This window comes from Actinomyces johnsonii (assembly GCF_006546835.1).
GTDB classification, from domain to species: domain Bacteria; phylum Actinomycetota; class Actinomycetes; order Actinomycetales; family Actinomycetaceae; genus Actinomyces; species Actinomyces johnsonii.
In genome coordinates, this window is sequence record NZ_VICB01000013.1 from 343,947 (window position 1) to 368,783 (window position 24,837).

The following is a 24,837-nucleotide window of genomic DNA, read 5'->3' on the forward strand; positions in this document are numbered from 1 at the left end:
TGACACAGGCGGCCCCGAGAACGGATTGAACCGGGTTCAACCTGCGACGACGCGCCATCCCTGGGCGTCCAGCGCCTCCTCCAGCCCCTGGGCGGCCGCCGGTAGGACGGAGATGAGCGCAATCCCGGCGCTCTGCCCGGCCGAGTGCTCCAAGGAGAAGTCCTCGATATTGACACCGGCGGCGCCGATATCGGAGAAGAGCCGACCGAGCTCACCGGCGGCGTCGGGCACGAGCACCTGGACCTCGGCATAACGGCGCGGCGCCCCGCCGTGCTTGCCGGGGATGCGGGCGCGACCTGCGTTTCCCCTGGCCATGACGTCGGTGACAGCGCCGACGGCCCCGGGAGCAATCGTGTGCACCACGCCGGGGGCCGTGTGCTCGGGGCTGTCCGGCTCGCAGGCAGCCGCCTCGATACCCTCGATCAGCGCGCCCAGGTCGGCACTGATCTGGCGCAGCAGATCGGCCACGGGCCCGGCATTGCCCACGATGATGGCAGACCACAGTCGCGGATCCGAGGCCGCGATCCGAGTAACGTCGCGAAGCCCCTGACCCGACAGCGCCAGAGCGCTCTCCCCCAGCGCCTCCAAGCGCGCAGCCACGAGGGAGGCGATGAGCTGAGGCATGTGGGAGACGGCGGCGACGGCGGCGTCGTGCTCCGCGGCGTCCATGCGCACCGGGGTGGCGCCCACGTCCACCGCCAAGTTCCTGATGACTAGCTCGGCCTCGGACGCTGAGTCCTGGCCGACGACCACCCAGGGACGTCCGGCGAAGAGGTCGGAGTCGGCAGCCGCCGCGCCGGAGCGCTCGCGGCCGGCCATCGGGTGGGAGCCGACGTATCGGCGCGCCTCCGCGCCCGCACGGGCCTGGACCTCGGCAACAACCCGTTCCTTGACCGAGGCGACGTCGGTGACCACGGCATGGGGATGGGCCACCAGCTGTGCGACGACGACGTCGGCGGTCACGTCGGGTGGAATGGCCACGACGACGATCTGCGGCTCCGGGCTGTCCTCGTCATGAGGCACTCCCGCCCCCATGTCTCGGGCCAGGGCCAGGGACGTGGGCGAGGTGTCGGAGAGCTGGACCTCGACACCCGCCGCACGCAGCGCCAGGGCCAGGGATGTTCCCAGGAGCCCGGTACCGATGATGAGGACCGGCCCGCGCGTGGACATCGATGCCCGGGGCTCAACCGCACTCACAGCCCGACCTCCCGCTGCAACGCGGCGATCTCCTCGCCGCTGAGGGGCCGGATCTCACCGGGGCGCAGGTTACCCAGCCGCAGCGGCCCCAGTCGCGTGCGCGCCAGGCGCATGACCGGGTGGCCGACGGCGTCCAGCATGCGCCGCACGATGCGGTTCTTGCCGGAGTGGAGGGTGATCTCAACGATGGAGCCACGAGGTCCGGAATCCTTGACGGTGACTCGGTCCGCCCGGGCCTCGCCGTCCTCGAGCTCGATGCCGCGCCGCAGCTTGCGCGGCACCCACGGCTCGACCTGCCCCTCGACGATGGCAACGTAGGTCTTGGAGATCTCGAAGCTGGGGTGCATGAGCCGGTGGGAGAGCTCGCCGTCGTTGGACAGCAGGAGCAGCCCCTCGGTCTCGGTGTCGAGGCGACCGACGTGCACCAGACGCAGCGAGTCGGGCAGCTCGGGGTGCTGGGCCAGGTAATCGTGTCCGTACTGGGCCACGGTGGGACGCCCTCCTGGGTCCTCCATGGTGGTGACGACTCCGGCCGGTTTGTGGAGCATGAGGGTGATGAGCTCGGGGTTGGTGAGGATCCGGCCGCCGTCGACGCGGATCTCCTGGGTCAGTGGATCCACCCTGACGCCCGGCTCGGTGACGGTGATGCCGTCGACGCTGACGCGACCGTCGGCGATGAGCTGCTCGCAGGCCCGGCGTGAGGCGACTCCCGCGTGGGCGAGAACTTTCTGCAGCCGCTGCCCGGAGGCGACGTGCGGGTCGTCCTGCCCGCCCTTGGAGGCGCGCTCACGCATCGCCAACAGGCGGGACTCCTCGCCCTCGTCGATGGCCTCGGCATCGAAGGCGGCCAGATCGGCGGCGTCGGCGTCCCCGTCCAGTTCCTCGAGGTCGTCCTCGTCGTAGAACTCCTGGCCGCCGAAGTCGCTCTCGGGTACCGAGTCGGCCTTGCTGTGGCGCTTCTTCGGGGTCATGGGGTCCTCCTACCGGCCAACTCATCAGCCTGTTCGACGATCTCCCCCAATGCCTCGACACGGGGCAGATAGGGGGCCAGGGGTGGTAGCTCGTCCAGGGAGTCGATTCCCAAGTACTCCAGGAACTCTCCCGTGGTCCGGTACAGGATCGCACCGGAGGTCTCGGCCCCGGCCTCCTCGATGAGGCCGCGGGCATGCAGGGTGCGCATCACGCCGTCGACGTTGACACCGCGGATCGCCGCGACGCGTCCGCGGGTGACCGGCTGCCGGTAGGCGACGACGGCGAGGGTCTCCAGCGCGGCCTGGCTCAGGCGCGCGGTGGCTCCGCCGATGATGAATTGTTCGACGAGGTCGGCGTGCTCGGGCACGGAGGCGAAGCGCCAACCGCCGGCCGCCCGACGCAGGAGGAAGCCGTGGGATCGGCTGCCGGGCCTCTCTCCCCGGTACTCGGCGGCGAGGTCCTCGAGCAGCTCCTCGGCCAGCCTGTCCTCAAGGCCGAGGGCCTGGGCGATCGCAGCGGTGGTTACCGGCTCGTCGGCGACGATGAGGATCGCCTCGGCGGCGCTGCGCAGCCGAGGTTCGACGACGTCGCTCATGCGAATTCCTCCTCGAGCTCGGTCAGGTCATCGGAGGTCATCATGCCGCTCATATCGTCCTGGCCGGCGCACCAGCTCACGGTGATCTCGCCCATGGCCTCGATCTGGTCCAGCTCTGCGCTGCCCTGCCGGTGCAGGATGAGCAGCGCCAGGAATCGGGCGACGACGACGGCTGTGCGCTCGGCATCCTCGATGAGTTGAGCGAAGGTGAGGATCCCGTGGCGGCGCAGCCTCAGCACGATGAGGCTCAGCTGTTCTCCGACCGGGACCCGCTCGTGAAGGTGAACGGTCTGGACGCCCGGATCCGTGGGCCGGGTGAAGGCCGCGAGAGCCAGGTGAGCGAGCTCCTCGGGAGTAATAGTGGCCACGAGCTTGGGCAGAAGGGCTGCGAAGTGCGGCTCCAGTGCGACGATCCGGAGATGGCTGCGCGCTGAGGTATCTGCCCGATGGCGAAAGGCGGCTGCGGCCTCCTTGAAGGCCCGGTACTGCAGGAGCCGGGCGAAGAGCAGGTCTCGGGCCTCGAGGAGCTCGAGGTCGGGTTCCTCTTCGTCCTCATCGTGGGGCAGGAGCCGGTGGGCCTTGAGGGCCAGGAGCGTCGAAGCCACCACAATGAACTCCGATGCGCGCCCCAGGTCCCAATCGGAACGCATGTGGGCGATGAAGTCATCGGTCACCTCCGCCAGCGCCAGCTCGGTGACGTCGAGGCGCTTGCGGGCGATGAGGCTCAGGAGCAGGTCGAAGGGGCCTTCGAACTGAGGCAGGGCGACGCTGAAACCGGGCAGGCGAGGTGGCCCCTGAGACTCCTGAGCCGTTGGCTCAGGCGACATCGCCGCGGGCGATGACCTCTCGGGCGAGCCTGCGGTAGGCCTCTGCTCCGGGGTGCGAGGGCGCGTAGCTGGTGATCGGCTCGTTGGCCACGGAGGCATCGGGGAACTTGATCGTGCGTCGAATGCGCGTGTCGAAGAGCTGCTCGCCGAAGGCCTGCTCCAGGCGCTCAATCACCTCGCGCGAGTGCAGGGTGCGGGAGTCCACCATGGTGGCCAGGATGCCGTCGATCTCCAGTGAGGCGTTGAGGCGGTCCTTGACCCGCTCGACGGTCTCGACCAGGAGGGCCACCCCTCGCAGCGCGAAGAACTCGGTCTCCAAGGGGATGATGACGCCGTGGGAGGCGGTCAGGGCGTTGATGGTGAGCAGCCCCAGTGAGGGCTGGCAGTCCACGAGGATGACGTCGTAGTCGTCCAGGACAGGGCGCAGCACTCGTTTGAGAGCCTGTTCTCGGGCCACCTCGTTGACGAGCTGGACCTCAGCGGCGGACAGGTCGATATTGGCCGGGACGATGTCCAGTCCCGGTGCGGTGGTCTCGTGGATGACGGTGCGGATGTCCGGGCGGCTGGCGACGAGCAGGTCGTAAATGGTGGAGTCCAGCTCGTGGGCGTTGATGCCCAACCCCGCCGAGGCGGCTCCCTGAGGGTCGAAGTCGACGATGAGGACTTTGCGCCCGAGCTCGGCCAGCGCCGCACCGAGGTTGATCGTCGTGGTGGTCTTGCCGACGCCGCCCTTCTGGTTGCACATGGAGATGACCCGAGCGGGTCCGTGCGACTCCAGCGGCGCGGGGATGGGGAAGTCCTTCTCCTCGCTTTCTTCTGTGCCGGGGTTGTCGATCAGGCCTGGCTGGATGGAGTCATTCACGCTCCCCAGCCTAGTCGAAAGCCGCCCGCCCTCGCCCAGTTCAGACGGGACACGCCAGAGAGCGCCCCTCTTTCAGGATGGTCCCGGTCCTTGTTCAGGATTCCCTCATCGCTAGACGGCCGCCGGGGCGCCGGCAGGGCGATCAGGCCAGCGCTCGCGGGTGGCTGGTGACATAGACCTCCCGCAGATGGTCGACGGTGACCTTCGTATAGATCTGGGTGGTGGTCACGGAGGCGTGTCCCAGCATCTCCTGGACAACGCGTACATCGGCTCCTCCGGCCAGAAGATGTGTGGCGAAGGAGTGTCGCAGGGTATGGGGCGAGATGCGGCGCTCGTCAGAGGAGTCTGTACCAGTCAGGCCGGCGCGTTCAGCGGCCTGCTGCAGAACCGCCCAGGCGCTCTGCCGGCTCAAGGGGCGGCCCAGGGTGTTGAGGAAGACCTGCGGCGCTCCCCCGCCCTTCTCCGCCAGGATCGGCCTGCCTCTTACCAGGTAGGCGTCCAGCGCCTCCCAGGCGTAGGCCCCCATGGGGACGACGCGCTCCTTGCGCCCCTTGCCGAAGAGTCGCAGCAGCCGAGAGGCGGCGTCGAGGTCGTCGACGACGAGCCCGACCGCTTCGGAGATGCGGGCACCGGTGGCGTAGAGCACCTCCAGCAGCGCCCGATCGCGCAGGCTCACCGGGGAGTCGTCGATCCCGGAGGCCTCCAGGAGGCGGCGGACCTCCTCGATACTCAGAGCCTTGGGAAGTCTCCGCCCGGGCTGGGGCGGGCGCACTGTGGCCGAGGGGTCCTGCGAGGTGGCCCCCTCGGCCAGGAGGAACTTGTGCCAGCCGCGTACGGCGGTGACGGTTCTCGAGGCCGACGACGAGGCCAGAGGGCGGGCGCCGTCGGCTCCGGTGCGCAGAGCCTCGAGGAAGCCGGCCACGTCGTTGCGGCTCACTTCCTGCGGGGCTGTGATGCCGCCGTTTCTCAGGTAGCGCAGATAGCGGCCGAGATCGCGTTCGTAGGCGCTGAGGGTGTGGGGACTCAGCCCACGTTCAACACGCAAGTGGGCAAGATAGCCGCGCAGCTCCCGGTCCAGGGCGTCGCCACGCGAATCGTGAGTGGTGCCGGAGGCCGGAGCCGTCGTCTTCGAGGCGCTCGTTGCAACCAGCCGGTGCTCAGCTGAGCTTGGCGACCAGGCCGAGCCCGACGATCGTGATCGTCCAGGTGATGGCCACCGCCACCGTAATACGGTCGAGGTTGCGCTCGGCCACGCCGGAGGATCCCGCCGAGGAGGAGATGCCGCCGCCGAACATGTCCGACAGGCCGCCTCCCTTGCCCTTGTGCAGGAGGATTGACATGATGAGGAAGAAGCTCGAGAGCACGAGCAGCACCTGAAGGACGATACGCACCACGTTCACGCCGCGTTCCCTTCTTCGTTGGTTTCGTCTTGCTGCGGGGGACTCACGCTCCGGTCGAGGCCCGCAGCGGACCTCGTCGGGGTCTGCATCCCACCTGTCCGCTCGGCAGTCTACCTGCAACGCACCGGGTCCCGGACACCTCATGGTGTGAGGTCTCCGGGACCCGGGCTACGACCGCCGAGACTCTAGAGGAATCGGGGTCACGACTCCCGATCTCGCGGCTCGGGCCGCTCAGGCGTAGAAGCCCGCCATGGCGGCGAAAGAGTCGGCCTTGAGGGAGGCTCCGCCCACCAGGGCGCCATCGACGTCGGGCTGGGCCATGAGCTCCTTGATGTTGCCAGGCTTAGCCGAGCCGCCGTAAAGGACGCGGGTGGCGTCCGCGGTGGCGTCGCCGTAGTCGGCGCGCAGGGCCTCGCGGATCGCCCCGCACACCTCCTGGGCGTCCTCGGCGGTGGCGGTCTCGCCGGTGCCGATTGCCCAGATGGGCTCGTAGGCGATGACGATCTTGGCGACGTCCTCGCCGCTCCACCCCTCCAGGGCGGCGCGGATCTGGGCCAGGACGAACTCGACGTGGGTGCCCGCCTTGCGGATCTCGAGGGCCTCGCCGCAGCACAGGATGGGGGTCATGCCGGCGTCGAGCACCTTGCGGGCCTTGGCGCCCACGAGGGCGTCGGACTCGCCGTGGTACTCGCGGCGCTCGGAGTGGCCCATGACCACGTAGCTGCAGCCGAGCTTGGTGAGCATCTCGGTGGAGATCTCACCGGTGTAGGCGCCGTTGTCGTGGGTGGAAACGTCCTGGGCGCCGTACTTGATGCTCAGGGAGTCGGCCTCGACGACGGTCTGCACGGTGCGGATGTCCGTGAACGGCGGAATCACGAGAACCTCGCACTTGGCGTAGTCGTGGTCGTGGTCCTTGAGCTCCATGGCCAGGCCCTGGACGAGGTGGTTGGCCTCGAGGTGGTCGAGGTTCATCTTCCAGTTGCCCGCCATGAGCGGGGTGCGGTTGCTCATCTACGTTGCCTTCCTTCAGTTTTCGAGCACTGCGATACCGGGCAGGGTCTTGCCCTCGAGGAGTTCGAGGGAGGCGCCACCACCGGTGGAGATGTGGGAGAACGTGGCCTCGTCGAAGCCGAGCGTGCGCACGGCCGCGGCGGAGTCGCCACCGCCGATGACGGAGAAGGCAGCGGACTCGGAGATCGCCTTGGCCACGGCCTTAGTGCCCTCGGCGAAGGCCGGGAACTCGAAGACGCCCATGGGGCCGTTCCACACCACCGTCTTGGAGGTAGCGATAGCGTCGGCGAAGAGCCTTCGTGTCTCGGGGCCGATGTCCAGGCCCATCTGGTCGGCGGGCAGCTCATTGGACGGCACGACGGTGGCCGGGGCGTCCGGGGCGAAGGTGGGGGCAACGACGGTGTCGATGGGCAGAAGGAGCTCGACGCCATTGGCTTTGGCGGTCTCCAGGTAGCCCTTGACGGTGTCGATCTGGTCCTTCTCCAGCAGGGAGGTGCCCACCTCGTAGCCCTGAGCGGCCAGGAAGGTGTAGGCCATGCCGCCACCGATGAGGAGACGGTCGGCCTTGCCCAGCAGGTTGGAGATGACGCCGAGCTTGTCGGAGACCTTGGAGCCGCCGAGCACGACGGTGTAGGGGCGTTCGGGGTCGTTGACGGCGCGTCCCAGGGACTCGATCTCCTTGAGAACCAGCAGGCCGGCGGCCGAGGGCAGGAGCTTGGCGACGTCGTAGACGGAGGCCTGCTTGCGGTGCACCACGCCGAAACCGTCGGAGACGAAGACGTCGGCCAGGGCGGCGAGCTCGGCGGCGAAGGCCTCGCGCTCCGCGTCGTCCTTGGATGTCTCGGCGGCATTGAAGCGCACGTTCTCCAGCAGGACGATCTCGCCGTCGCCGACGGCGGCGACGGCGGCCTTGGCGGATTCGCCGACGGTGTCCTCGGCGAGAGTCACCTTGGCGCCGGTGACCTCGGCGAGGCGCTTGGCGACGGGCGCCAGGGAGTAGTCGGGGTTGACCTGCCCCTTGGGACGACCCAGGTGGGCGGTGATGATCACCTTGGCGCCAGCATCGAGCAGGGTGCGCAGCGTGGGCAGAGCGGCCTGGATGCGGCCGTCGTCCGTGATGTTCTTGTCGGCGTCCAGCGGCACGTTGAAGTCGGAGCGAACCAGGACTCGCTTGCCCTTGAGGTTGCCCAGGGAGTCGATGGTCTTCATAAAGCCTCTCATCGGTTGTGGGGTGATGGTGTGGGATCTGACGGACGGCGCCCGCGCACGCAGAGCGTGGCGCGGGCGCCGTCTCCTAGAGAGTCATGCTCTCGGTCTGGTCTCAGGCGAGCTTGGAGCCGACCAGGGCGGTCAGGCGGACCAGGGCGTTGGAGTAGCCCCACTCGTTGTCGTACCAGGAGAGGACCTTGACGAGGTTGCCGATGACCTTGGTCTCGGTGGCGTCGAAGATCGAGGTGTGCGGGTTGCCCACGATGTCGGTGGAGACGATCGGGTCCTCGGTGTACTCGAGAACGCCCTTGAGCTCGCCCTCGGCGGCGGCCTTGACGGCGGCCTTGACGGCGTCGACGGAGACCTCCTTCTCGGCGATGAAGGTCAGGTCGGTCAGCGAGCCGGTCGGGGTGGGAACGCGCACGGCGAGGCCGTCGAACTTGCCCTTGAGGGCGGGCAGGACGAGGGCAACGGCCTGGGCGGCACCGGTCTTGGTCGGGATCATGTTCAGCGCAGCGGCGCGGGCACGGCGCAGGTCGCTGTGCGGAGCGTCGAGGACGCGCTGGTCACCCGTGTAGGAGTGGATGGTGGTCATGATGCCGCGCTCGATGCCGAAGTTCTCGTGGAGGACCTTGGCCAGGGGGGCGAGGCAGTTGGTGGTGCACGAGGCGTTGGACACGATGTTCATCGTGGCGTTGTCGTAGTCGCCCTCGTTGACACCCATGACGAAGGTGCCGTCGACGTTCTTGGCAGGAGCGGAGATGACGACCTTCTTGGCGCCACCGTCGAGGTGAGCCTTGGCCTTCTCGCCGTCGGTGAAGAAGCCGGTGGACTCCACAACGACCTCAACACCCAGGTCGCCCCAGGGAAGGTCGGCGGGGTTGCGCTGAGCGAGCACCTTGATGTGCTTGCCGTTAACGGTGATGCCATCCTCGTCGTAGGAGACCTCACCGTCGAACCGACCGAGGATTGAGTCGTACTTGAGCAGGTGGGCCAGGGTCTTGTTGTCCGTCAGGTCGTTGACGGCGACAACCTCGATGTCGGCGCCCTGCTCGAGGGCGGCACGGAAGAAGTTGCGGCCGATCCGGCCGAAGCCGTTAATACCAACGCGGGTGGTCACTTTGTGTCCTCCTAGTGCGCCGGTATTCGGCGCACGGTTGCTGGGCTCTTCTCACACACAGCGTGTGCCCCGGAACGTCTCTGCCCAGATCCGATGTTGTCCTCGGTTGCCCTCGGTCGACCTCGTCACTGTTGTGTCAGCTCCGGCACGACCGAGTTTAGCCACACTGGGCAGCCGCTGGGAGCCGCCGACCACGCCACGGGCGAACACGATGGCAATGGAGCCGGTCTCCTCGAGGTCTATGACCATCGTTCGCCCCCTGAGCCAGGACCGAGGTCCCAGCAGGATTCAGGGCTCGAGCATCTCCTGGGTGAGAACCGACTCGGTGTCGGGGATCCCCAGCTCGTGGGCCTGCTTGTCCGCCATGGCCAGGAGCCGGCGGATGCGTCCGGCGACGGCGTCCTTGGTCAGCTGGGGATCGGAGAGCTGACCGAGCTCCTCCAGGGAGGCCTGCTTGTGGGCGATACGCAGGCGGCCCGCCTGAAACAGGTGGGCGGGGACGTCGTCTCCCAGGATCTCAAAGGCGCGCTCGACCCGGGCGCCGGAGGCCACGGCGGCTCGGGCCGAGCGGCGCAGGTTCGCGTCGTCGAAGTTGGCCAGGCGGTTGGCCGTGCCCCGCGACTCGCGTCGGGAGCGGCGCTCGGCCCAGACCTTGAAGGCCTCGGGCGCCCCCATCCGCTCCAGGAGGACGCCGATGGCCTCGCCGTCGCGCACGACGACGCGGTCGGCCCCGCGCACCTCACGGGCCTTGGCGGAGATGTCGAAGCGCCGCGCGGCTCCCACCAGGGCCAGCGCGGCCTCGGAGCCGGGACAGGTGACCTCCAGGGAGGAGGACCGACCCGGCTCTGTCAGGGAACCGCGGGCGAGAAAGGCCCCCCGCCAAGCGGCTGCGGCGGCGTTCCGCCCGCCCTGGACGACAGCGACCGGCATGCCGCGCACCGGTCGGCCACGGTCGTCGACCAGGCCGGAGAGCCGGGCGAGGTCCTTGCCCCGCTGGGTCACGCGCAGCACGTAGCGCGATCCCCGGTGCAGAGAGCCGCCCTGGACCACCATGACCTCGGGTTCCATCCCGTAGAGCTCCTTGAGGTGCTGGTGCAGTCGGCGCACGGCTCCTCCGTGATCGAGCTCGGCCTCCACCACAATGCGCCCGGAGACGATGTGCAGCCCTCCGGCGAAGCGCAGCATCGCGGAGATCTCCGCCCGTCGTTGGGCGGCGTTCTCGGTGGCGACGAGCGCGAGCTCATCCTTGACGGTGACCGTCAGCGACATGGTCGGGCTCCTCGTGATCTGGGGTCGTGGTCGGTGCGGATGGGAAACGGGCAGAGCCGTGGATACTGCGGACCTCATTCAGGTGTCGTCGGTGTGTCGCTGGAAAGGACACGGACCGGGCGGCCACCCGAGTAGGTGGGACGGAACAGCAATGTGGTGCAGCACCAGGAGGCGCATCTAGGAAAATTCTTAGCAGTGGCACCCTGCGGCCGGCTGAGCGGGGCCGCGGAGAATTATGAACGATGACGAGCGGCAAGATTCCTCGGTGAGTCCATTGTCACGATTCGTTGTGGTCCTTATCGACTGGTCGGCGCAGTACCCCGGCCGCACGGCTAACTCCGTCATGTCCGCGTGTTGTCCTCGACGTCCCCCAGAGCCCCTTCGAAAGCGTCTCTGAAGGCGGCCGCCAGTCGCAGCGGGTCGTGGTGGCACAGGGTCTCGCCCGTGCGTACTTGCCGCAGAACGACGGTGGCCCCCATCGCCGAGGCCACCGATTCGAGATCGGCGACGTCCTCGACGGTCGAGGGATCGGCCAGTACCACGTCCAGACGCAGATCGGGCGCGTACTGGCTCAGGACCCGCAAGTGGTCGGCACTGGTCATGCCATCGGTCTCGCCCAGCTGGGCTGAGAGGTTGAGGACCACGACCTTGCGGGCGGAGGTGCGTACCAGCGCCCGATGCATGGAGGGGAGAATGAGATGCGGAAGCACGGAGGTGTACCACGAGCCCGGCCCCAGTACCACCCAGTCCGCCTCGTCGATGGCGCGAAGCGCCTCAGGATGGGCATCGGCGTCCTCGGGAACGATCCCCACGTTCTCCAGGCGTCCGCGCGCCGAGGCCACCGCCACCTGTCCGCTGACTCTGCGGCTGGTCGTCCCCGAGACGATATCCGCCTCGATGACCAGGGGCGAGGAGGACATGGGCACAACCCGCCCGTGAATCGTCAGCAGGCGTCCCACCCAGTCGAGCCCGGCGACGTCGTCCCCGAGCAGCTGCCACAGGGCCAAGATGAGAAGGTTACCCAGAGCGTGGTTGTCGAGCTCGCCCTGCCCCTCGAAACGGTGCTGGAGCACATCGCGCCAGGTCAGGCCCCACTCGGAGTCATCACACAAGGATGCCAGCGCCATCCGGAGGTCCCCCGGTGGCAGGCAGTCGAACTCCCGGCGCAGACGCCCCGAGGAGCCTCCGTCGTCGGCGACGGTCACGACGGCGGTGAGCCGGTGGCTGATGTGTTTCAGAGCCCGGAGCGTGGCTGACAGACCGTGGCCTCCTCCCAGGGCGACGACGGCGGGCCCCTCCTCACCGCGACGGGGCCAGCCCGCCACGTCGATCGTCGTTCCCACTGTCTACTCCCGTCCAAGGTCGCGGTGCTGGACGACAACTTCAAAGCCCGCTCTGCGCAGCCTGCCCCCGAGCCTCTCCGCCGAGGCCACGGAGCGGTGCTTGCCTCCGGTGCAGCCCACTGCCAGGGTAACGTGAGGCTTGAGCTCGTCAACATACTGCGGAAGCGCAGGGATGAGCAGGTCCGCGTATCCGTCGACGAAGGCGGCCGCGCCCTTCTGGGCGAAAACGTAGTCGGCCACCGGCGCATCACGGCCGGTGAGGTGGCGCAGCTCTGAGACCCAGTAGGGATTGGGGATGAATCGCACGTCCAGGACGTGGTCCGCGTCCAGCGGGATGCCGTACTTGAATCCGAAGGACATGACATTGATGCGCAGCGCCAGATCCGACTCGTGGGCCACGAGCTCGCGCACCCGGCGGGCCAAGTCGTGGACGGAGTAGTTGGAGGTGTCGATGACGATGTCGGCGACACCCCGCAAGCCCCCGAGGAGAGTGCGCTCGTGCTCGATACCGTCGAGGACGGAACCGTTGCCCTGCAGGGGGTGGGGCCGCCGAGAGGACTCGAAGCGCCGAACCAGGACAGCGTCGGAGGCGTCCAGGAAGATGAGTCGCACGTCGGTGCCGTTATCTCGGATCTTGCGCAGGTAGTCCATGAAGTGGGAGAAGAACTCGCGGCTGCGCACATCGACCACCGCGGCCAGCCGGTGAACACCTGCGCCGACCGTCGTCATCATGCCGGACAGCGAGGGCAGGAGCTGGGGCGGCAGATTGTCCACCACGTACCAGTCGAGGTCCTCCAGGGCGTTGGCGGCGCGCGAGCGCCCGGCTCCGGACATTCCCGTGACAATAATCATCTCGGGCCGCTCGGCGGGCGGAACCGGAGGGGTCGCCTCATCGAGGGCCGGAATCTCGATGGGAACCGTGTCCTGGAGCCGCTTGCGCTTGCCGGAGGAGGGCTGGGGGCGGCGCTCGTCATGCATGGCTCAAGCATCGCATGTCCAGGTGGGTCCGCCCGCCGCCGACGCCGGATTACCGGTAGCGTTTTACCGTTGTCCGTACTCATTCATCGCCGGTTCACGGCGCCCAGAGGCCAGGAGGCCCCATGAGCTCCTCCCCCAGTAGGTTCCAGCAGGTACCCGTGCCCGGTCCCGACGTTCCGGTCCTGGGCACGCCCTGGACTAGCAGTGCGACGAAGGTGGCGCTGCTGGGAGCCGGTGAGATCGGCAAGGAGGTGGCGATCGCACTGAGCCGCCTGGGCGTCGAGGTCACGGCCATCGACCGCTACGACGGGGCTCCGGCCCAGCAGGTGGCGCACAACGCGCTGACGGTAGACATGAGCGATCCCGAAGCGCTGACCGCAGCCATCCGCTCCAGCGGCGCAGCCATCGTAGTCCCCGAGATCGAAGCGCTGGCCACTGATGCGCTCGTTGCCCTGGAGCAGGCCGGTGAGGTACGGGTGGTGCCCACAGCCCGTGCGGCGCAGCTGACGATGAACCGTGAGGGAATCCGCCGTCTGGCGGCCGAGGAGCTGGGTCTGCCGACCAGCCCCTATGCCTTCGCCTCCAGCCCGGAGGAACTGGCTGCGGGCGCCCAGAAGGTGGGCTTTCCGTGCGTGGTCAAGCCCGTCATGTCGTCGTCCGGCCACGGCCAATCGGTGGTACGCGGTCCGGAGGATCTGGAGGCGGCATGGCGATATGCGGCCGCCGACGGGCGTGTGGACCGAGGCCGGGTCATCGTCGAGGGATTCGTCCGTTTCGAGACTGAGATCACCCTGCTCACGGTGCGGTGGCGCCACCCGCGTACCGGGGAGACGGTGACGAGCTTCTGCGAGCCGATCGGACACCGTCAGGTCGACGGCGACTACGTGGAATCATGGCAGCCGCAGTTCCTGAATCCGGGGGCCCTGGAGCGGGCCCAGCAGGTGGCCCGATCCGTCACCACCGCACTGGGCGGCTGGGGCCTGTTCGGCATCGAGTTGTTCATCTGCGGGGAGGAGGTCCTCTTCTCCGAGGTCTCCCCACGCCCCCACGACACCGGCCTGGTGACGCTGGCGAGCCAGCGCCTGAGCGAGTTCGAGCTGCACGCCCGCGCCCTGCTGGGCCTGCCAGTGGATACCTCGCTACGCTCCCCCGGCGCGTCGGTGACCATCAAGGCGATCGGCGAGTCCGCGCCCGGTGAGGGCGTGAGCTTTGCGGGCATTGACGAAGCGCTCATGCACGACGGTGTGGACCTGCGGCTGTTCGGCAAGCCCGAGGCCCACCCCGGGCGGCGCCTGGGCGTCGTCGTGGCCTGCGCCGACGACGTCCTGGTCGCCAGCGACCGGGCGCGGGCAGCGGCCCGGGCGATCCGTCCCAGTGCCTGAGTCGGACCGCCCGGGGCACCGGAGCACCAGACGTCATTCCTGCGCCGGAGGCACGAGCGAGGTCCCGTTGGAGGCGATGACGTCGCGGTACCAGTTGAAGGACTTCTTGCGGTAACGGGCCTGACTGCCGTTTCCGTCGTCGTCGCGGTCCACGTAGATGAAGCCGTAGCGCTTGGACATCTGGGCGGTCGAGGCCGAGACCAGGTCGATGCATCCCCAGGAGGTGTAGCCCAGGACCTGGACTCCGTCGGCGATGGCCTCGGCGACCTGGACCAGGTGGTCGTTCATGTAGGCGATGCGGTAGTCGTCCTCGACCGTGGGGCCGTTGGGGCCGTCGACAAGGACGTCCTTGGCCCCCAGACCGTTCTCGACGATGAACAAGGGCTTGCCCCAACGGTCCCAGTAGTCGTTCAGGATGGTGCGCAGGCCCGCCGGGTCGATCTGCCATCCCCACTCGGAGGCCTCAAGGGTGGGGTTGGGGACGCCCCCCATGAGATTGCCCTGGCCGGCCTCGGCCGACTGGGTGACGGTCTCGCACACGGACATGTAGTAGGAGAAGGAGACGAAGTCGACGGTGTGCTCACGCAGCAGCACGCGGTCCTCCTCGGTGACCTCCAACTCGATGCCCTTGTCCCGCAGGGTGCGCAGCAGGTACCCGGGATACTCGCCGCGCACGTGGAGGTCCCCGAAGGCGTAGTTGGCGCGCTCGGCCTGCTTGGCCGCCCAGACGTCACGGGGATCGGGGGTGAGCGGGTAGGCGGGCACGGCCAGGATCATGCAGCCGACCTGGATGTCGGGGTTGATCTCGTGGGCGATCCTGGTTGCGGCTGCGGAGGCGACGAGCTCGTGGTGGATGGCCTGATAGAGGTCCCGCTCGTTGAGCCTCTCCTTGGGGGTGGCGATGCCGCCGGACAGGAAGGGCTCGTGGAGAACCGAGTTGATTTCGTTGAAGGTCAGCCAATACTTGACCCGTTTGCCGTAGCGCTCGAACAGGGTGCGGGCGTAGCGCTCGAAGAAGCCGATGAGGCGGCGGTCGGTCCAGCCGTCGTAGGTGCGCGCCAGGTGCAGCGGGGTCTCGTAGTGGCTGATGGTGACCAGCGGCTCGATCCCGTGCTTCTCGAGCTCGTCGAGAACCCGGTCGTAGAAGGCCAGGCCCTCCTCGTTGGGCTCGGTCTCGTCGCCGAGTGGGAAGATACGGCTCCAGGCGATGGAGAAGCGGAAGACCTTGAATCCCATTTCCGCGAACAGGGCGATGTCCTCGGCGTAGCGGTGGTAGAAGTCGATCGCCTCGAGCTTGAGGTTGTCCGGGGTGGGGACGTCGGTGGGCGGGGCCATGATGCCCCGCGGCATGACGTCTTGGACGGACAGGCCCTTGCCATCCTCGGCGTAGGCCCCCTCGATCTGGTTGGCGGCAGTGGCACCTCCCCACAGGAAGCCCTCGGGGAAGCGCAGAATGCTGTGGGATGTGGTTGTTGCAGTCATGTTCTCTCCTGTGTTTTCTCTACTCGGTCATACGATGCGGGCTCTGGAGTCAGTGATCGGCAGCGAGCGTCGGCGAGCGTCAGTGATCGATCTCGACCACGGTGGCGTCCGTGGTGACATCGCCGTCAACGATCGGCACGACGGCGCCCAGTGAGGCGGTATTGGTGACGACAAGGATGGTGGTGGGGTCGTAGCCGGCGTCGTGAACGGTCTTGAGATCCACGTCTACCAGGGGCTCGCCGCGTGCGACCCGCCGACCCGCACTCACCTTGGGGGTGAATCCTTCGCCCTTGAGATTGACGGTGTCCAGGCCGACGTGGATGAGGATCTCGACGCCGTCGTCGGTCTTGATGCCATAAGCGTGGCCGGAGTCCATGGCGGTGACGATGGTGCCCGATGCCGGGGCCACGACGTGGCCGTCGGCGGGAACGACGCCGACGCCGTTGCCGAGGGCCCCGGAGGAGAAGACCGGATCGGAGATGTTCTCCAGCGGCATGGCGGTTCCGTTCACCGGTGAGGTGAGTGCGGTGGTGGGATCGATATCGATGTCCTCAGACGCGCCGACGGAGCCCGTCTCCTCCTCAGCGGCCTCCTTGAACCCGAGGATGAGGGTGAGGGCCAGGGAGACCACGACGGCGACTCCCATTCCGATGACGACCAGTGCGAGGTTCCCGTGATTGATCAGAGCGGGAATGCCGATGAGGGAGGGGAAGACGAAGGATGTCGTGGCGCCGCTTCCGGCGGCGACGATGACGCCGCCCACGGCACCGCCGATGCAGCCGTAGATGAAGGGCCGTTTAAGAGGCAGGTTGACGCCGTAGATACCGGGCTCGGTGATGCCCGCAAGGAACCCTGAGAGCGCAGCCGGTCCGGCCAGCTCCCGCATCTTCTTGCTGCGCGTGCGGATCATGACGCCCAAGGTCGCGGCGGCCTGGGCCAGCACGGCGGGGAAGATCGGTCCCGCCATGAGGGAGAAACCCGGGTCGCTGTACTGGGCGATCATGACCGGTACCAGTCCCCAGTGCACGCCGAACATGACGAAGACCTGCCAGCAGGCGCCCATGACGGCTCCCGCCACCCAGGGCACATGCTCGAACAGCATGTTCATGAGCGAGGCGATGCCGTTGGATGCTGTCGTGGTCACCGGACCGACCGTAATGAGGGTCAGGGGGACCATGACGAGCAGCACGAGCAGCGGCACTGAGAAATTGCGGATGGCCGAGGGCAGGAGCTTGGACAGCCAGCGTTGGAGATGGGACTGGAACCACACGGCAACGATGATCGGGACGAGAGAGGACGTATAGGACGCCATGACCACCGGAATACCGAAGAAAGTCACCGGGCTACCGGCGTCGTTGAGCGCGACGATCTCGGGATACACCAGTGCCCCGGCTAGGGCGACGGCAGTCATCTCATTGGCCTTGAAGTAGCGCGCCGAGGTGATGGCCAGCAGAACCGGCAGGAAGTACAGGGCCGAGTCGCCTGCGGCGTTGAGGATCGTGTGGGTGGTGGATTCCTCCTTTAGCCACCCCAGCGTGGTTGTCAGGGTGAGGAAGGCCTTGATCAGGCCCGATCCCGCGAGCGTCCACACCACAGGGTTGATCAGGGCTGAGACCATCTTGATGAATCGGTCGAACAGGTTGCCGCCGCCGTCCGCTGGCGCATTGTCGCCGTCGGTCAGGTCGGTGAGCCTGATGAGTTCCTCGTAGAGCAGGGGGACGTCGTTGCCGATGACCACCTGGTACTGGCCGCCGGCCCGCACCACGGTGACGACGCCATCGAGCTTTGTCACAGCCTCGTTCGAGGCCTTGGACTCGTCCTTGAGGACGAATCGCATGCGGGTTGCGCAGTGGGTCATGGAGGAGATGTTCTCCTCGCCTCCGATATCATTCAGCAGCTGCGGCGCCAGCGCCGCGTAGTCGACTTTCGCCATTGATGTCCTCCTGAGCGGGCGACCACTTCCGGGGAACAAAAAAGACCCGAGACAATGGCAGCGCATTAACGCTGACATGCCTCAGGTCTTGCCCCGGACGGGTCACAATCCTGCGATTCCTTCACCGGAATTGGTTACGAAAAATGATATGAATCATCAGGACTTCGAACAAGCCACCCTTCTATGTTATGCGTCACGAGATCTGACTTGAGGGAGGGCCGAGGCGAGCCGGGCCACGTGCAGAGCGAGGTAGGCGGTCTCGTCCTCGGTGACGGCGGCGCCCAGCCGGATCTCCAGCAGGTCGCGGATGCGCAACGCCACCCGATAGGCATCCGGATCCGAAGTGCGCAGCGCCTGGGCCACCAGGGAGGCAGTGCCGTCCTCGATCTGCACCGTAGTACGTGCGCGCACCAGGAAGTAGCGCAGGTGGACCGCGAAGCGGGCTGCGTTGACGGAGTCCGGGTCGAAGGCGTCGCCGAAGGTCTTCTCCAACAGGGTCATGACCTGGCCGATGAGACGCGATTGCTCGCCGCGGCCCTGGCAGAGGGGGCTCCGATGGCCGCGGTGAAAAGATGAAGGGTCAGAGCGAGGGCTTCGCCATCCGGCAGCTGGATGTCCTGCGCCGCGTTGATCTCCTCGACCATGGCCTCGGCCAGCCGCAGCTCCTCGGGATGCAGGTGGGCGACTTCGGCGCGCAGAGGGTAGTCCATGGTCAGCCCTTGGCGGACGCGCTCCATGGCCTGGTTGATGTGGTCGACGACGGCGATGATGGTCGAGGAGGGAATATCTGTTCCCAGATCGCGGGCCGCCTTGCGGAAAACGCGTTCGGCGAGCGCCAGGCGCTCCAGCGGGATCCCGGCGATAACCTCTGCCACCGACTGGGCGTTGTCGGCCGGGATGTAGCGGCGGGAGATGAGAGAGGGGTCGACGTCCTGGCCGCGCTTGCGCTGGAAGCCGAGACCGCGTCCGGTCAGGATCGCCTCGCGCCCGATCTCGTCGCGCGCCAGCACGACGTTGTTGTTGAGCACCCGCAGTATCTCCACGAACCGATTGTGCCATGCACCACTCGCCCCTCGGATGGCGAGGGGCGAACGGCCACAGGCACGAGATGGGAGAACTTGCCCCGGGGGTAGTCCCGGGGCCGGTGAGACCGGCTCGGTCCTGCTCAGTCCTGGAGGCCCACCATGACGGAGGAGGCCTTGACGACGGCGACCGCCTTCCTGCCCTCGGCCAGCTCGAGCTCCTCGATGGCCGCGTTGGTGATGGAGGAGGTGATGATGACGCCGGGAGCAATCTCGATCTTGACGACGCCGTTGACGGCGCCCTTCTCAATGGAGACGACCGTGCCGGGCAGCTGGTTGCGTGCAGAAATCCTCATATAGGTTTCCTTTCGGGTTGACGACGACTCAGTCCAGCATGTTGTGAAATCACACTACTGTTCATTATCTGGACTGTTGAGGTGGGCCAAGATGCTACCCGCCAGAGCCGGACCGATGCCCTTGACGCGGATGATGTCGTCCACATCGGCTTGCCGGATGCGTTTGACGGAGCCGAATTGTCGTAGGAGGGCCGCCTGACGGGCTGGTCCCAGACCGGGGATCCCGTCCAGGATCGAGCGGGTCATCCCGGCCGAGCGCTTCTTGCGGTGGTGGGTTATGGCGAAGCGATGGGATTCGTCGCGCAGGTGCTGGAGCAGATAGAGGGCCGGGGAGGTACGCGGCAGGACGACAGGAAACTCCTCCCCCGGTACCCACACCTCCTCGAGGCGCTTGGCCAGTCCGATGAGCGGCACATCGATGCCGAGCTCATCGAGGACGGCACGGGCGGCGTTGACCTGCGGCAGGCCGCCGTCGACGACGACGAGTCCGGGAGCGTAGGAGAAGCGCCGGGCCCGCCCGGTCTCGGGGTCGATGGGCCCGGAGGCGACGACGACTCCCTCGGCGTCCTCGACCTCCTCTGCAGCCCGAGCAGCGGCCTCGCCCTCCCCCTGTTCGGCGATGAGCCGTTTGAACCGCCGAGTGAGGACCTCGTGCATGGCTGCGGTGTCGTCGGTGGCGCCGCTACCGCCCTGGCCGCGCACGGTGAAGCGGCGGTAGTCGGACTTGCGCGGCGCACCGTCCTCGAAAACGACCATGGAGCCGACCTGGTAGGTGCCCTGGGTGTGGGAGATGTCATAGCACTCCACGCGCAAGGGCGCCTCGGGCAGATCGAGGGCCTCGGCGAGCTCGTCGAGGGCGAGGGTGCGCTGGGTCAGGTCGCCGGCACGGCGGGTCTTGTGCAGGCGCAGGGCCTCCTCGGCGTTCTTGCGCACCGTGTCCATGAGGGCGGCCTTGTCGCCGCGCTGGGGGACGCGTAGATCGACCGTCCCGCCCCGCAGCCCGGCCAGCCAGGCGCGCACGGTGGCGGCGTTGGTGGGCATCTCGGGCACGAGGATCTCCCGGGGCACCGCGGTGGTGGCCGTGTGGGCGACGTCGTCGACACTGGTGGCCGCTGACTCACCGTTGCGTCTGGAGGAGGCGCCGCTGGAGCCGCTCGGTCCGCTGCGGGGCTGGGGACTGGAGGGAGCGCGATCCCCTACCCCGGCGGATGTGGTGGTGCCCGAGGAGGTGGGGGCTCCCCCCTGGTGGACGGCCCCGTCGTCGGCCGGATCGAGGAGGGAGGCGTAGACCTGCTCGAGAAGACGCTCGATGAGTTCGGCGTCCCCTGCGTCGTCAATGAGGTCCACGACCCAACCGCGTTGACCGCGCACCCGACCGCCTCGCACGTGGAAGACCTGGACGGCGGCCTCGAGCTCGTCGCGGACCAGGCCGAAGACGTCGGCATCGGTGGCGTCAGGCAGGACGACGGCGTTGCCCTCGATGACCTTGCGCAGCGCGGCGACGTCGTCGCGCAGGCGTGCGGCCTTCTCGAAGTCGAGGGCGGCGGCGGCCGCCTTCATCTCCGCCTCGACCTGACGCAGGTAGGGACCAGTGCGCCCGGCCATGAAGGCGCAGAAGTCCTCGGCCAGTGCCCGATGATCCTCCGGGCTGATATGGCCCACGCAGGGGGCCGAGCATTTGTCGATGTAGCCCAGCAAGCAGGGGCGTCCCGAGGCCTGGGCGCGGCGGAAGACTCCGGTCGAGCAGGAACGCACCGGGAAGACGCGCAGCAGCTGGTCGACGGTCTCGCGGATGGACCAGGCCTGGACGAAGGGCCCGAAGTAGCGGGTGCCGGGCTTGCGGGCCCCGCGTACCACCTGGACCCGGGGGTAGGTCTCCCCCATCGTCACCGCCAGGTAGGGGTAGGACTTGTCGTCCTTATACATGACGTTGAAACGGGGGTTGAACTCCTTGATCCAGGAGTACTCCAGGGCCAGGGACTCCACCTCGGTGGACACAACGGTCCACTCCACGGCGCAGGCGGTGGTCACCATCTTCTGGGTGCGCGGGTGCAGGGCGGCGAGGTCCTGGAAGTAGCTGGACAGGCGCTGGCGCAGGTTCTTGGCCTTGCCGACGTAGACGACACGCCCCTGACCGTCCAGGAACCGGTAGACGCCCGGGGACGTGGGGATCTCGCCCGGGGCGGGACGGTACGTCGAGGGGTCGGCCATGCCCGCTAGGGTAGACGCCGACCGTTCTAGCCCACGACATACCCGGGGGCCGTGCCGATCGGGCCGGACGGGATGATCGGTGGGAACGGAGCCTACGTGGAGGATGGCGGCGAGGTGCTCCTGCACCAGCACCTGTCGCCGCTCAGTGCGAGCAGGTGGTGTCGTGGCTCAGGCGTCGAGGCCTGGAGCCCTATCTGGAGGCGAACTCGGGCCTGTACGCCTCTCCCATCTTTCGGAACGCCGCCAGGTCTGCGATCCGCACCTACGCCACCGGCAAGGGTGCGGCTGACGCCAGCAGCATGGAGATCAACGATGCCTTCCCGGGCATGGTCTTCACTGACGAGCTGGTACGCGATGACGTCAACAAGATCAGCTTCCTATTGAACTCGCCCGAGGCCGATCTGGCGGCAGCCCGCCGCAAGTTCCCGGACCTGGTCGTCGGCTCCTGGGGCGGCAGCGGCCACGAGCCGCTCTTCGGGGACGTGAGCTGCACAGGCATGTCCAAGCGGCACGCCGTTGATGTGCTGCTGGCCCACCGTGGCGCTGCCCGGCGGGATGCGGTTGCCTTCGGCGACGCGGCCGTCGACATCGAGATGCTGGAGCACTGCGGTACCAGGGTGGCGATGGGCAACGGGTCCAGAGAGGTCAAAGATGCGGCGGATCTTGTCACCGACGACGTCGAGGCCGACGGCCTGGCCAAGGTGTTCAGGCGCCTGGGGCTGAACGGGTAGCGGCTTGCGTGACCACGAAAACTCGGACCTTCACCTGACTTGTGACACTTCGGTGGGTTGAGGTTCCGGGGGCAGGGGGATCGAGCACCTGGGCTCGACCCGCGGCGGGGCTGAGCCGACTGCGCTGATGAAGGTCGGCCAGCGCCGCATCGCCCCGGGGCCGACCTCCGAGGAGCCGATCCTCCGCTTCCCGGATGGCCTAAGGCTGGAGCCGGTCGGCGTGCTTCGTAGAAGGGGTGTCGCAGGACGTATCCGTGCGTGTTCCCGCGGTTGTGCGGTGAGGTCCAAGCCTTGCGGCGGCAGGGGTGTTCTCAGTCTTGAGCAATGGCCTGGACGGGAGGAATCCTGCTGGCGTTCTCGGCAGGGCGCAGCGAGGCTACGACACCGACGACGGCGGCGGCTAGGAGGATGCCGACGAGAGTCAGTGTCAGCCAGGGGATCTCGATAGTGAGGAAATTGCCGGAGTCGGTTTTGAGCACGGCGGAGGCACCCGCGATGCCCACCCCGCAGCCCAGCAGGATGCCGATGGTGCCGCCCAGGAGCGCGGAGAGGAGGGCCTCGGCGATGAGCAGGCGCCTGATTTCGTTGCGCTGGGCGCCGGTGGCGCGTAGGACCCCGATCTCGCGGGTGCGTTCCAGGACGCTGACGTTGATGGTGTTGGCCAGGCCCGACAGGGCGATAAGCAGTGTGAAGATCAGCATGGCGCCGATCGCGATGGAAACCTGGCGGACCTGGTTGGCGAAGCCGGTGCGGCTCTCCTGAGAGTCGGCAACGTAGAGGCCGGTTCCGGCTACTGCCTGGCGGACGGCGGACACGGGGGCCTGGTCGGAACCGTCGCCGCTGGTACGCACCCACAGGATAGAGGCGGTCGAAGTGTTGCCGATCAGTCGCTGCGCGGCGGCAGGTGTGACGGCGGCGTCGAGACCCTCCTTAACCCGGACGGTGAATTCAGTACTGCCAGCGGGACCCGTGAGAGTCACGGTTGTTCCGTCGGGGATGTTGTAGGTGCGATCCAGAACGAGAGTGTGGTCGTCGAGAGTCTCCAGCGCTTCCTGTGAGCGCAGGATCGGGGAGACCTTCTCCTTGTCGACAGCGGCGATGGTCAGGGACTCCTCCTGGCCGTTCTGGCGGCCACCGGTCATCTTGACGTTGATCCAGGGGACGGACACAACGCTCTCCACGCCGTCGACGGCTGCGATCTTCGTAACGGTTGGCGAAGGATCCTGACCCGCGGCCAACTCCCCTACGGTGATGTCGATGGGGGTGTTGTAGCCGACGTAGGCCTGCAGGGAGGAGGCAACGCTGGACAGGCCGCTGGACATCGCGGCCGCCACCGCCACCGAGACGAGCAGAGACGCGGTGGTCGCCGCCGCACGGCCGGGGTTGCGGGCCAGGTTGCGGGCGGCCAAGTGAAGGATCGGTCGGCGCATCTGGCCGCAGATCGATCCGATGAGGCGAGATGTTCCGACGACGAGCAGAGGGAGAGCAAGGATGATCCCCAGAACGGCCATGACCGCGCCCGTCCCGATCATCTGCAAGACACGCCAGGCGACCCCACCCTGAATGAGGCCCAGTCCGAGCACGGCGACGACCGCGCCCGCGACAGCGGCAGCCACCCGTCGTCTGCTCAGCGACTCCTGGCCGGCGGTCTGGCCGGTCAGCGCCACGAGCGGGGACACCTGGCTGGCCTGGCGCGCCGGCCTCAGCACGAAGACCAGAGTCACTACCGTGCCAACAAGGGTCGCCAGAGCAAACGAGGTCCAGGAGATGGTCAGGTGACGGGACTCAACGCCCTCGATAAGGCCGGAGCGGATCACGGGTATCGCGATAACGGCGCCGACGACGGTGCCGGCCACGGACCCGGCCAGCCCGGTGAGCAGGGCCGTGCGCAGCACTGAGCCCACGATTTGGCGGCGGGTCGCCCCCACACATCGCAGCAGCCCGATCTGGCGGGTCTGACGCGCCATGAGCGTCGTGAAGGTCGTGGCGATGACGATCCCGGAGACGACGACGCACACCGGGGCGATAACCTGAAGCAGGGTGAGCGTCTTCGAGGCAGTGGCGTCAGAACTCGCGGCACGCATGGTGACGATATCGGAGGCAGTGTAAGCCTGCGCGCCCGGCTGCACGGCGGCCAGTGCCTCGGTGACGGAGCCGAGAAGTTCCTTGTCGCTGGTCCCCTCTTGCGCAGTGACATACAGGACGGCGGGGTCGTTGGGAAGCCCCATCGCAGCCTGCGCCTGGCCAGTAGCAAAGATGTAAGGGGTGCTGTCAGTGTCGTACCGGGTAATATCGGCTCCAGGCTGGACCACGCCCACGACGTTCACGGTCGTGGGGGAGGCGTCCTCGGAGGCTTTCACTGTGAGATCACTGCCGACCCCCAAGCCCTCCTGCCGCTTCATCAAAGACGGCGAGACGGCGATCTCGTTGTCAGCCTGAGGCAGGCGGCCCTCCACCAGGCGGGTGCCGCCCGTAAGCTCCGGCACGTCCAGAACAACGAGACCGCCGCCCTGATTCGCGCCCGAACGGTCGACCTGGACCCCTCCCTCGACATAGGGACGCACGGACGCGACCCCGGCGACCGCGGAGACCTGCTGCACAGCCTGCTCGGAGATCCTGCCGCCAGCGGTGTCGTCCCGGGGGTCTGCCAGGACCACCACGTCGGCGTCACCGACACTGGCCCGAGCGTTCTCGGTGATCTTGGTCTGAACGGAATCGGAGACGATGAAGGCGAAGGCGATGAGGGCTGCGCTCATGGCCACGGCCACGAGCGCTGCAGCAGTACGGCGCAAATCGAGCAAAGCGGGCATCAGCGGGTCTCCATCCGGGTCGCAGTACCAGCAGCGGAAGGGCCAGTAGTGGAGGGGGCGCCAGGAGCCGTGACCGGCCCAGTACGGACACCGGTCGGATGCCGCACGGCCTCGTCGCCGATGATGC

The 24,837-nt window shown here is 67.6% G+C and carries 22 protein-coding genes; 2 read left to right on the plus strand and 20 right to left on the minus strand.

All coding sequences use genetic code 11. The features are described 5' to 3' along the window. Window positions 1-36: 36 nt before the first annotated feature. The 13 genes from FK256_RS09730 to rapZ all read right to left on the minus strand — a co-directional run bounded on the left by FK256_RS09730 (window position 37) and on the right by rapZ (window position 12,783). A complete protein-coding gene (locus tag FK256_RS09730; RefSeq protein WP_141424620.1) occupies window positions 37-1,197 on the minus strand; it encodes a prephenate dehydrogenase in 1,161 nt (386 codons plus the stop codon). Next, on the minus strand, window positions 1,194-2,168 hold the full coding sequence (locus FK256_RS09735) for a pseudouridine synthase (RefSeq protein ID WP_141424621.1): 975 nt from the start codon (window positions 2,166-2,168) through the stop codon (window positions 1,194-1,196). The genes FK256_RS09730 and FK256_RS09735 overlap by 4 nt, the downstream gene beginning before the upstream one ends. Continuing rightward, on the minus strand, window positions 2,165-2,764 hold the full coding sequence (gene scpB / locus FK256_RS09740) for an SMC-Scp complex subunit ScpB (RefSeq protein WP_009232914.1): 600 nt from the start codon (window positions 2,762-2,764) through the stop codon (window positions 2,165-2,167). Before scpB ends, FK256_RS09735 begins: the two co-directional genes overlap by 4 nt. Next, a complete protein-coding gene (locus tag FK256_RS09745; RefSeq protein ID WP_141424622.1) occupies window positions 2,761-3,591 on the minus strand; it encodes a segregation and condensation protein A in 831 nt (276 codons plus the stop codon). Before FK256_RS09745 ends, scpB begins: the two co-directional genes overlap by 4 nt. Next, window positions 3,581-4,453: a ParA family protein gene (locus FK256_RS09750; protein ID WP_009232912.1), complete on the minus strand. Its 873-nt coding sequence runs from the start codon at window positions 4,451-4,453 to the stop codon at window positions 3,581-3,583. The genes FK256_RS09745 and FK256_RS09750 overlap by 11 nt, the downstream gene beginning before the upstream one ends. A gap of 142 nt (window positions 4,454-4,595) precedes the next feature. Beyond that, complete coding sequence (xerD, locus tag FK256_RS09755) at window positions 4,596-5,519, minus strand: site-specific tyrosine recombinase XerD (RefSeq protein ID WP_141424623.1); 924 nt, start codon at window positions 5,517-5,519, stop codon at window positions 4,596-4,598. 91 nt (window positions 5,520-5,610) lie between these two features. After that, window positions 5,611-5,853, minus strand: a complete 243-nt coding sequence (gene secG, locus FK256_RS09760) for a preprotein translocase subunit SecG (protein WP_009232910.1) — start codon at window positions 5,851-5,853, stop codon at window positions 5,611-5,613. A gap of 231 nt (window positions 5,854-6,084) precedes the next feature. Next, window positions 6,085-6,864 carry a triose-phosphate isomerase gene (gene tpiA, locus FK256_RS09765; protein WP_009232909.1) on the minus strand — a complete coding sequence of 260 codons (780 nt, stop codon included), beginning with the start codon at window positions 6,862-6,864 and terminating at the stop codon, window positions 6,085-6,087. Between the two features lie 15 nt (window positions 6,865-6,879). After that, entirely contained in the window at window positions 6,880-8,073 is a 1,194-nt protein-coding gene (locus tag FK256_RS09770) for a phosphoglycerate kinase (protein ID WP_009232908.1), read from the minus strand. A gap of 112 nt (window positions 8,074-8,185) precedes the next feature. After that, window positions 8,186-9,193 carry a type I glyceraldehyde-3-phosphate dehydrogenase gene (gene gap, locus FK256_RS09775; protein WP_009232907.1) on the minus strand — a complete coding sequence of 336 codons (1,008 nt, stop codon included), beginning with the start codon at window positions 9,191-9,193 and terminating at the stop codon, window positions 8,186-8,188. Window positions 9,194-9,481: 288 nt separating this feature from the next. Beyond that, the gene (gene whiA / locus FK256_RS09780; protein ID WP_009232905.1) at window positions 9,482-10,462 is read right to left on the minus strand and encodes a DNA-binding protein WhiA; all 981 of its coding nucleotides are present in this window, start codon (window positions 10,460-10,462) and stop codon (window positions 9,482-9,484) included. A gap of 341 nt (window positions 10,463-10,803) precedes the next feature. Beyond that, complete coding sequence (locus tag FK256_RS09785) at window positions 10,804-11,805, minus strand: gluconeogenesis factor YvcK family protein (RefSeq protein WP_009232904.1); 1,002 nt, start codon at window positions 11,803-11,805, stop codon at window positions 10,804-10,806. 3 nt (window positions 11,806-11,808) lie between these two features. Then, complete coding sequence (rapZ, locus tag FK256_RS09790; RefSeq protein WP_009232903.1) at window positions 11,809-12,783, minus strand: RNase adapter RapZ; 975 nt, start codon at window positions 12,781-12,783, stop codon at window positions 11,809-11,811. A 122-nt stretch (window positions 12,784-12,905) separates the two neighbouring features. Between rapZ and purT the strand changes: the two genes are divergently transcribed. Further along, window positions 12,906-14,165, plus strand: coding sequence for a formate-dependent phosphoribosylglycinamide formyltransferase (gene purT, locus FK256_RS09795; protein ID WP_141424624.1), 1,260 nt, complete (start codon window positions 12,906-12,908; stop codon window positions 14,163-14,165). A 33-nt stretch (window positions 14,166-14,198) separates the two neighbouring features. Here purT and FK256_RS09800 read toward each other — a convergent pair whose 3' ends face one another. From FK256_RS09800 to uvrC, 6 genes are all read right to left on the minus strand, one after another. Continuing rightward, the gene (locus tag FK256_RS09800) at window positions 14,199-15,647 is read right to left on the minus strand and encodes a glycoside hydrolase family 1 protein (RefSeq protein ID WP_141424625.1); all 1,449 of its coding nucleotides are present in this window, start codon (window positions 15,645-15,647) and stop codon (window positions 14,199-14,201) included. A gap of 79 nt (window positions 15,648-15,726) precedes the next feature. Next, a complete protein-coding gene (locus FK256_RS09805) occupies window positions 15,727-17,580 on the minus strand; it encodes a beta-glucoside-specific PTS transporter subunit IIABC (RefSeq protein WP_141424626.1) in 1,854 nt (617 codons plus the stop codon). A 186-nt stretch (window positions 17,581-17,766) separates the two neighbouring features. Continuing rightward, the gene (locus FK256_RS14620) at window positions 17,767-18,081 is read right to left on the minus strand and encodes a PRD domain-containing protein (RefSeq protein WP_244936319.1); all 315 of its coding nucleotides are present in this window, start codon (window positions 18,079-18,081) and stop codon (window positions 17,767-17,769) included. Beyond that, window positions 18,078-18,623, minus strand: a complete 546-nt coding sequence (locus FK256_RS14625; RefSeq protein ID WP_244936320.1) for a CAT RNA binding domain-containing protein — start codon at window positions 18,621-18,623, stop codon at window positions 18,078-18,080. Before FK256_RS14625 ends, FK256_RS14620 begins: the two co-directional genes overlap by 4 nt. A gap of 122 nt (window positions 18,624-18,745) precedes the next feature. Next, the gene (locus FK256_RS09815; RefSeq protein ID WP_009232898.1) at window positions 18,746-18,958 is read right to left on the minus strand and encodes a TOBE domain-containing protein; all 213 of its coding nucleotides are present in this window, start codon (window positions 18,956-18,958) and stop codon (window positions 18,746-18,748) included. Window positions 18,959-19,012: 54 nt separating this feature from the next. Next, complete coding sequence (gene uvrC, locus FK256_RS09820; protein WP_141424627.1) at window positions 19,013-21,169, minus strand: excinuclease ABC subunit UvrC; 2,157 nt, start codon at window positions 21,167-21,169, stop codon at window positions 19,013-19,015. A gap of 155 nt (window positions 21,170-21,324) precedes the next feature. On the opposite strand from uvrC, the gene FK256_RS09825 reads away from it, so the two are divergent. After that, window positions 21,325-21,900 (plus strand): HAD hydrolase family protein, encoded by a 576-nt coding sequence (locus FK256_RS09825; protein WP_244936323.1) that lies wholly within the window; start codon window positions 21,325-21,327, stop codon window positions 21,898-21,900. A gap of 311 nt (window positions 21,901-22,211) precedes the next feature. Here the strand turns inward: FK256_RS09825 and FK256_RS09830 are convergent. Beyond that, window positions 22,212-24,837: FtsX-like permease family protein (locus tag FK256_RS09830; protein WP_244936325.1), on the minus strand; the 2,626-nt coding region annotated here is incomplete at its 5' end.

Coding starts and splice junctions, on each gene's coding strand:
- FK256_RS09805 (WP_141424626.1), bottom strand. CDS start 17,580: ATGGCGAAAGTCGACTACGCGGCGCTGGCGCCGCAGCTGCTGAATGAT.
- FK256_RS09745 (WP_141424622.1), bottom strand. CDS start 3,591: ATGTCGCCTGAGCCAACGGCTCAGGAGTCTCAGGGGCCACCTCGCCTG.
- FK256_RS14620 (WP_244936319.1), bottom strand. CDS start 18,081: ATGACCCTGTTGGAGAAGACCTTCGGCGACGCCTTCGACCCGGACTCC.
- rapZ (WP_009232903.1), bottom strand. CDS start 12,783: ATGCATGACGAGCGCCGCCCCCAGCCCTCCTCCGGCAAGCGCAAGCGG.
- FK256_RS09800 (WP_141424625.1), bottom strand. CDS start 15,647: ATGACTGCAACAACCACATCCCACAGCATTCTGCGCTTCCCCGAGGGC.
- FK256_RS09815 (WP_009232898.1), bottom strand. CDS start 18,958: ATGAGGATTTCTGCACGCAACCAGCTGCCCGGCACGGTCGTCTCCATT.
- tpiA (WP_009232909.1), bottom strand. CDS start 6,864: ATGAGCAACCGCACCCCGCTCATGGCGGGCAACTGGAAGATGAACCTC.
- whiA (WP_009232905.1), bottom strand. CDS start 10,462: ATGTCGCTGACGGTCACCGTCAAGGATGAGCTCGCGCTCGTCGCCACC.
- FK256_RS09770 (WP_009232908.1), bottom strand. CDS start 8,073: ATGAAGACCATCGACTCCCTGGGCAACCTCAAGGGCAAGCGAGTCCTG.
- FK256_RS09735 (WP_141424621.1), bottom strand. CDS start 2,168: ATGACCCCGAAGAAGCGCCACAGCAAGGCCGACTCGGTACCCGAGAGC.
- uvrC (WP_141424627.1), bottom strand. CDS start 21,169: ATGGCCGACCCCTCGACGTACCGTCCCGCCCCGGGCGAGATCCCCACG.
- purT (WP_141424624.1), top strand. CDS start 12,906: ATGAGCTCCTCCCCCAGTAGGTTCCAGCAGGTACCCGTGCCCGGTCCC.
- scpB (WP_009232914.1), bottom strand. CDS start 2,764: ATGAGCGACGTCGTCGAACCTCGGCTGCGCAGCGCCGCCGAGGCGATC.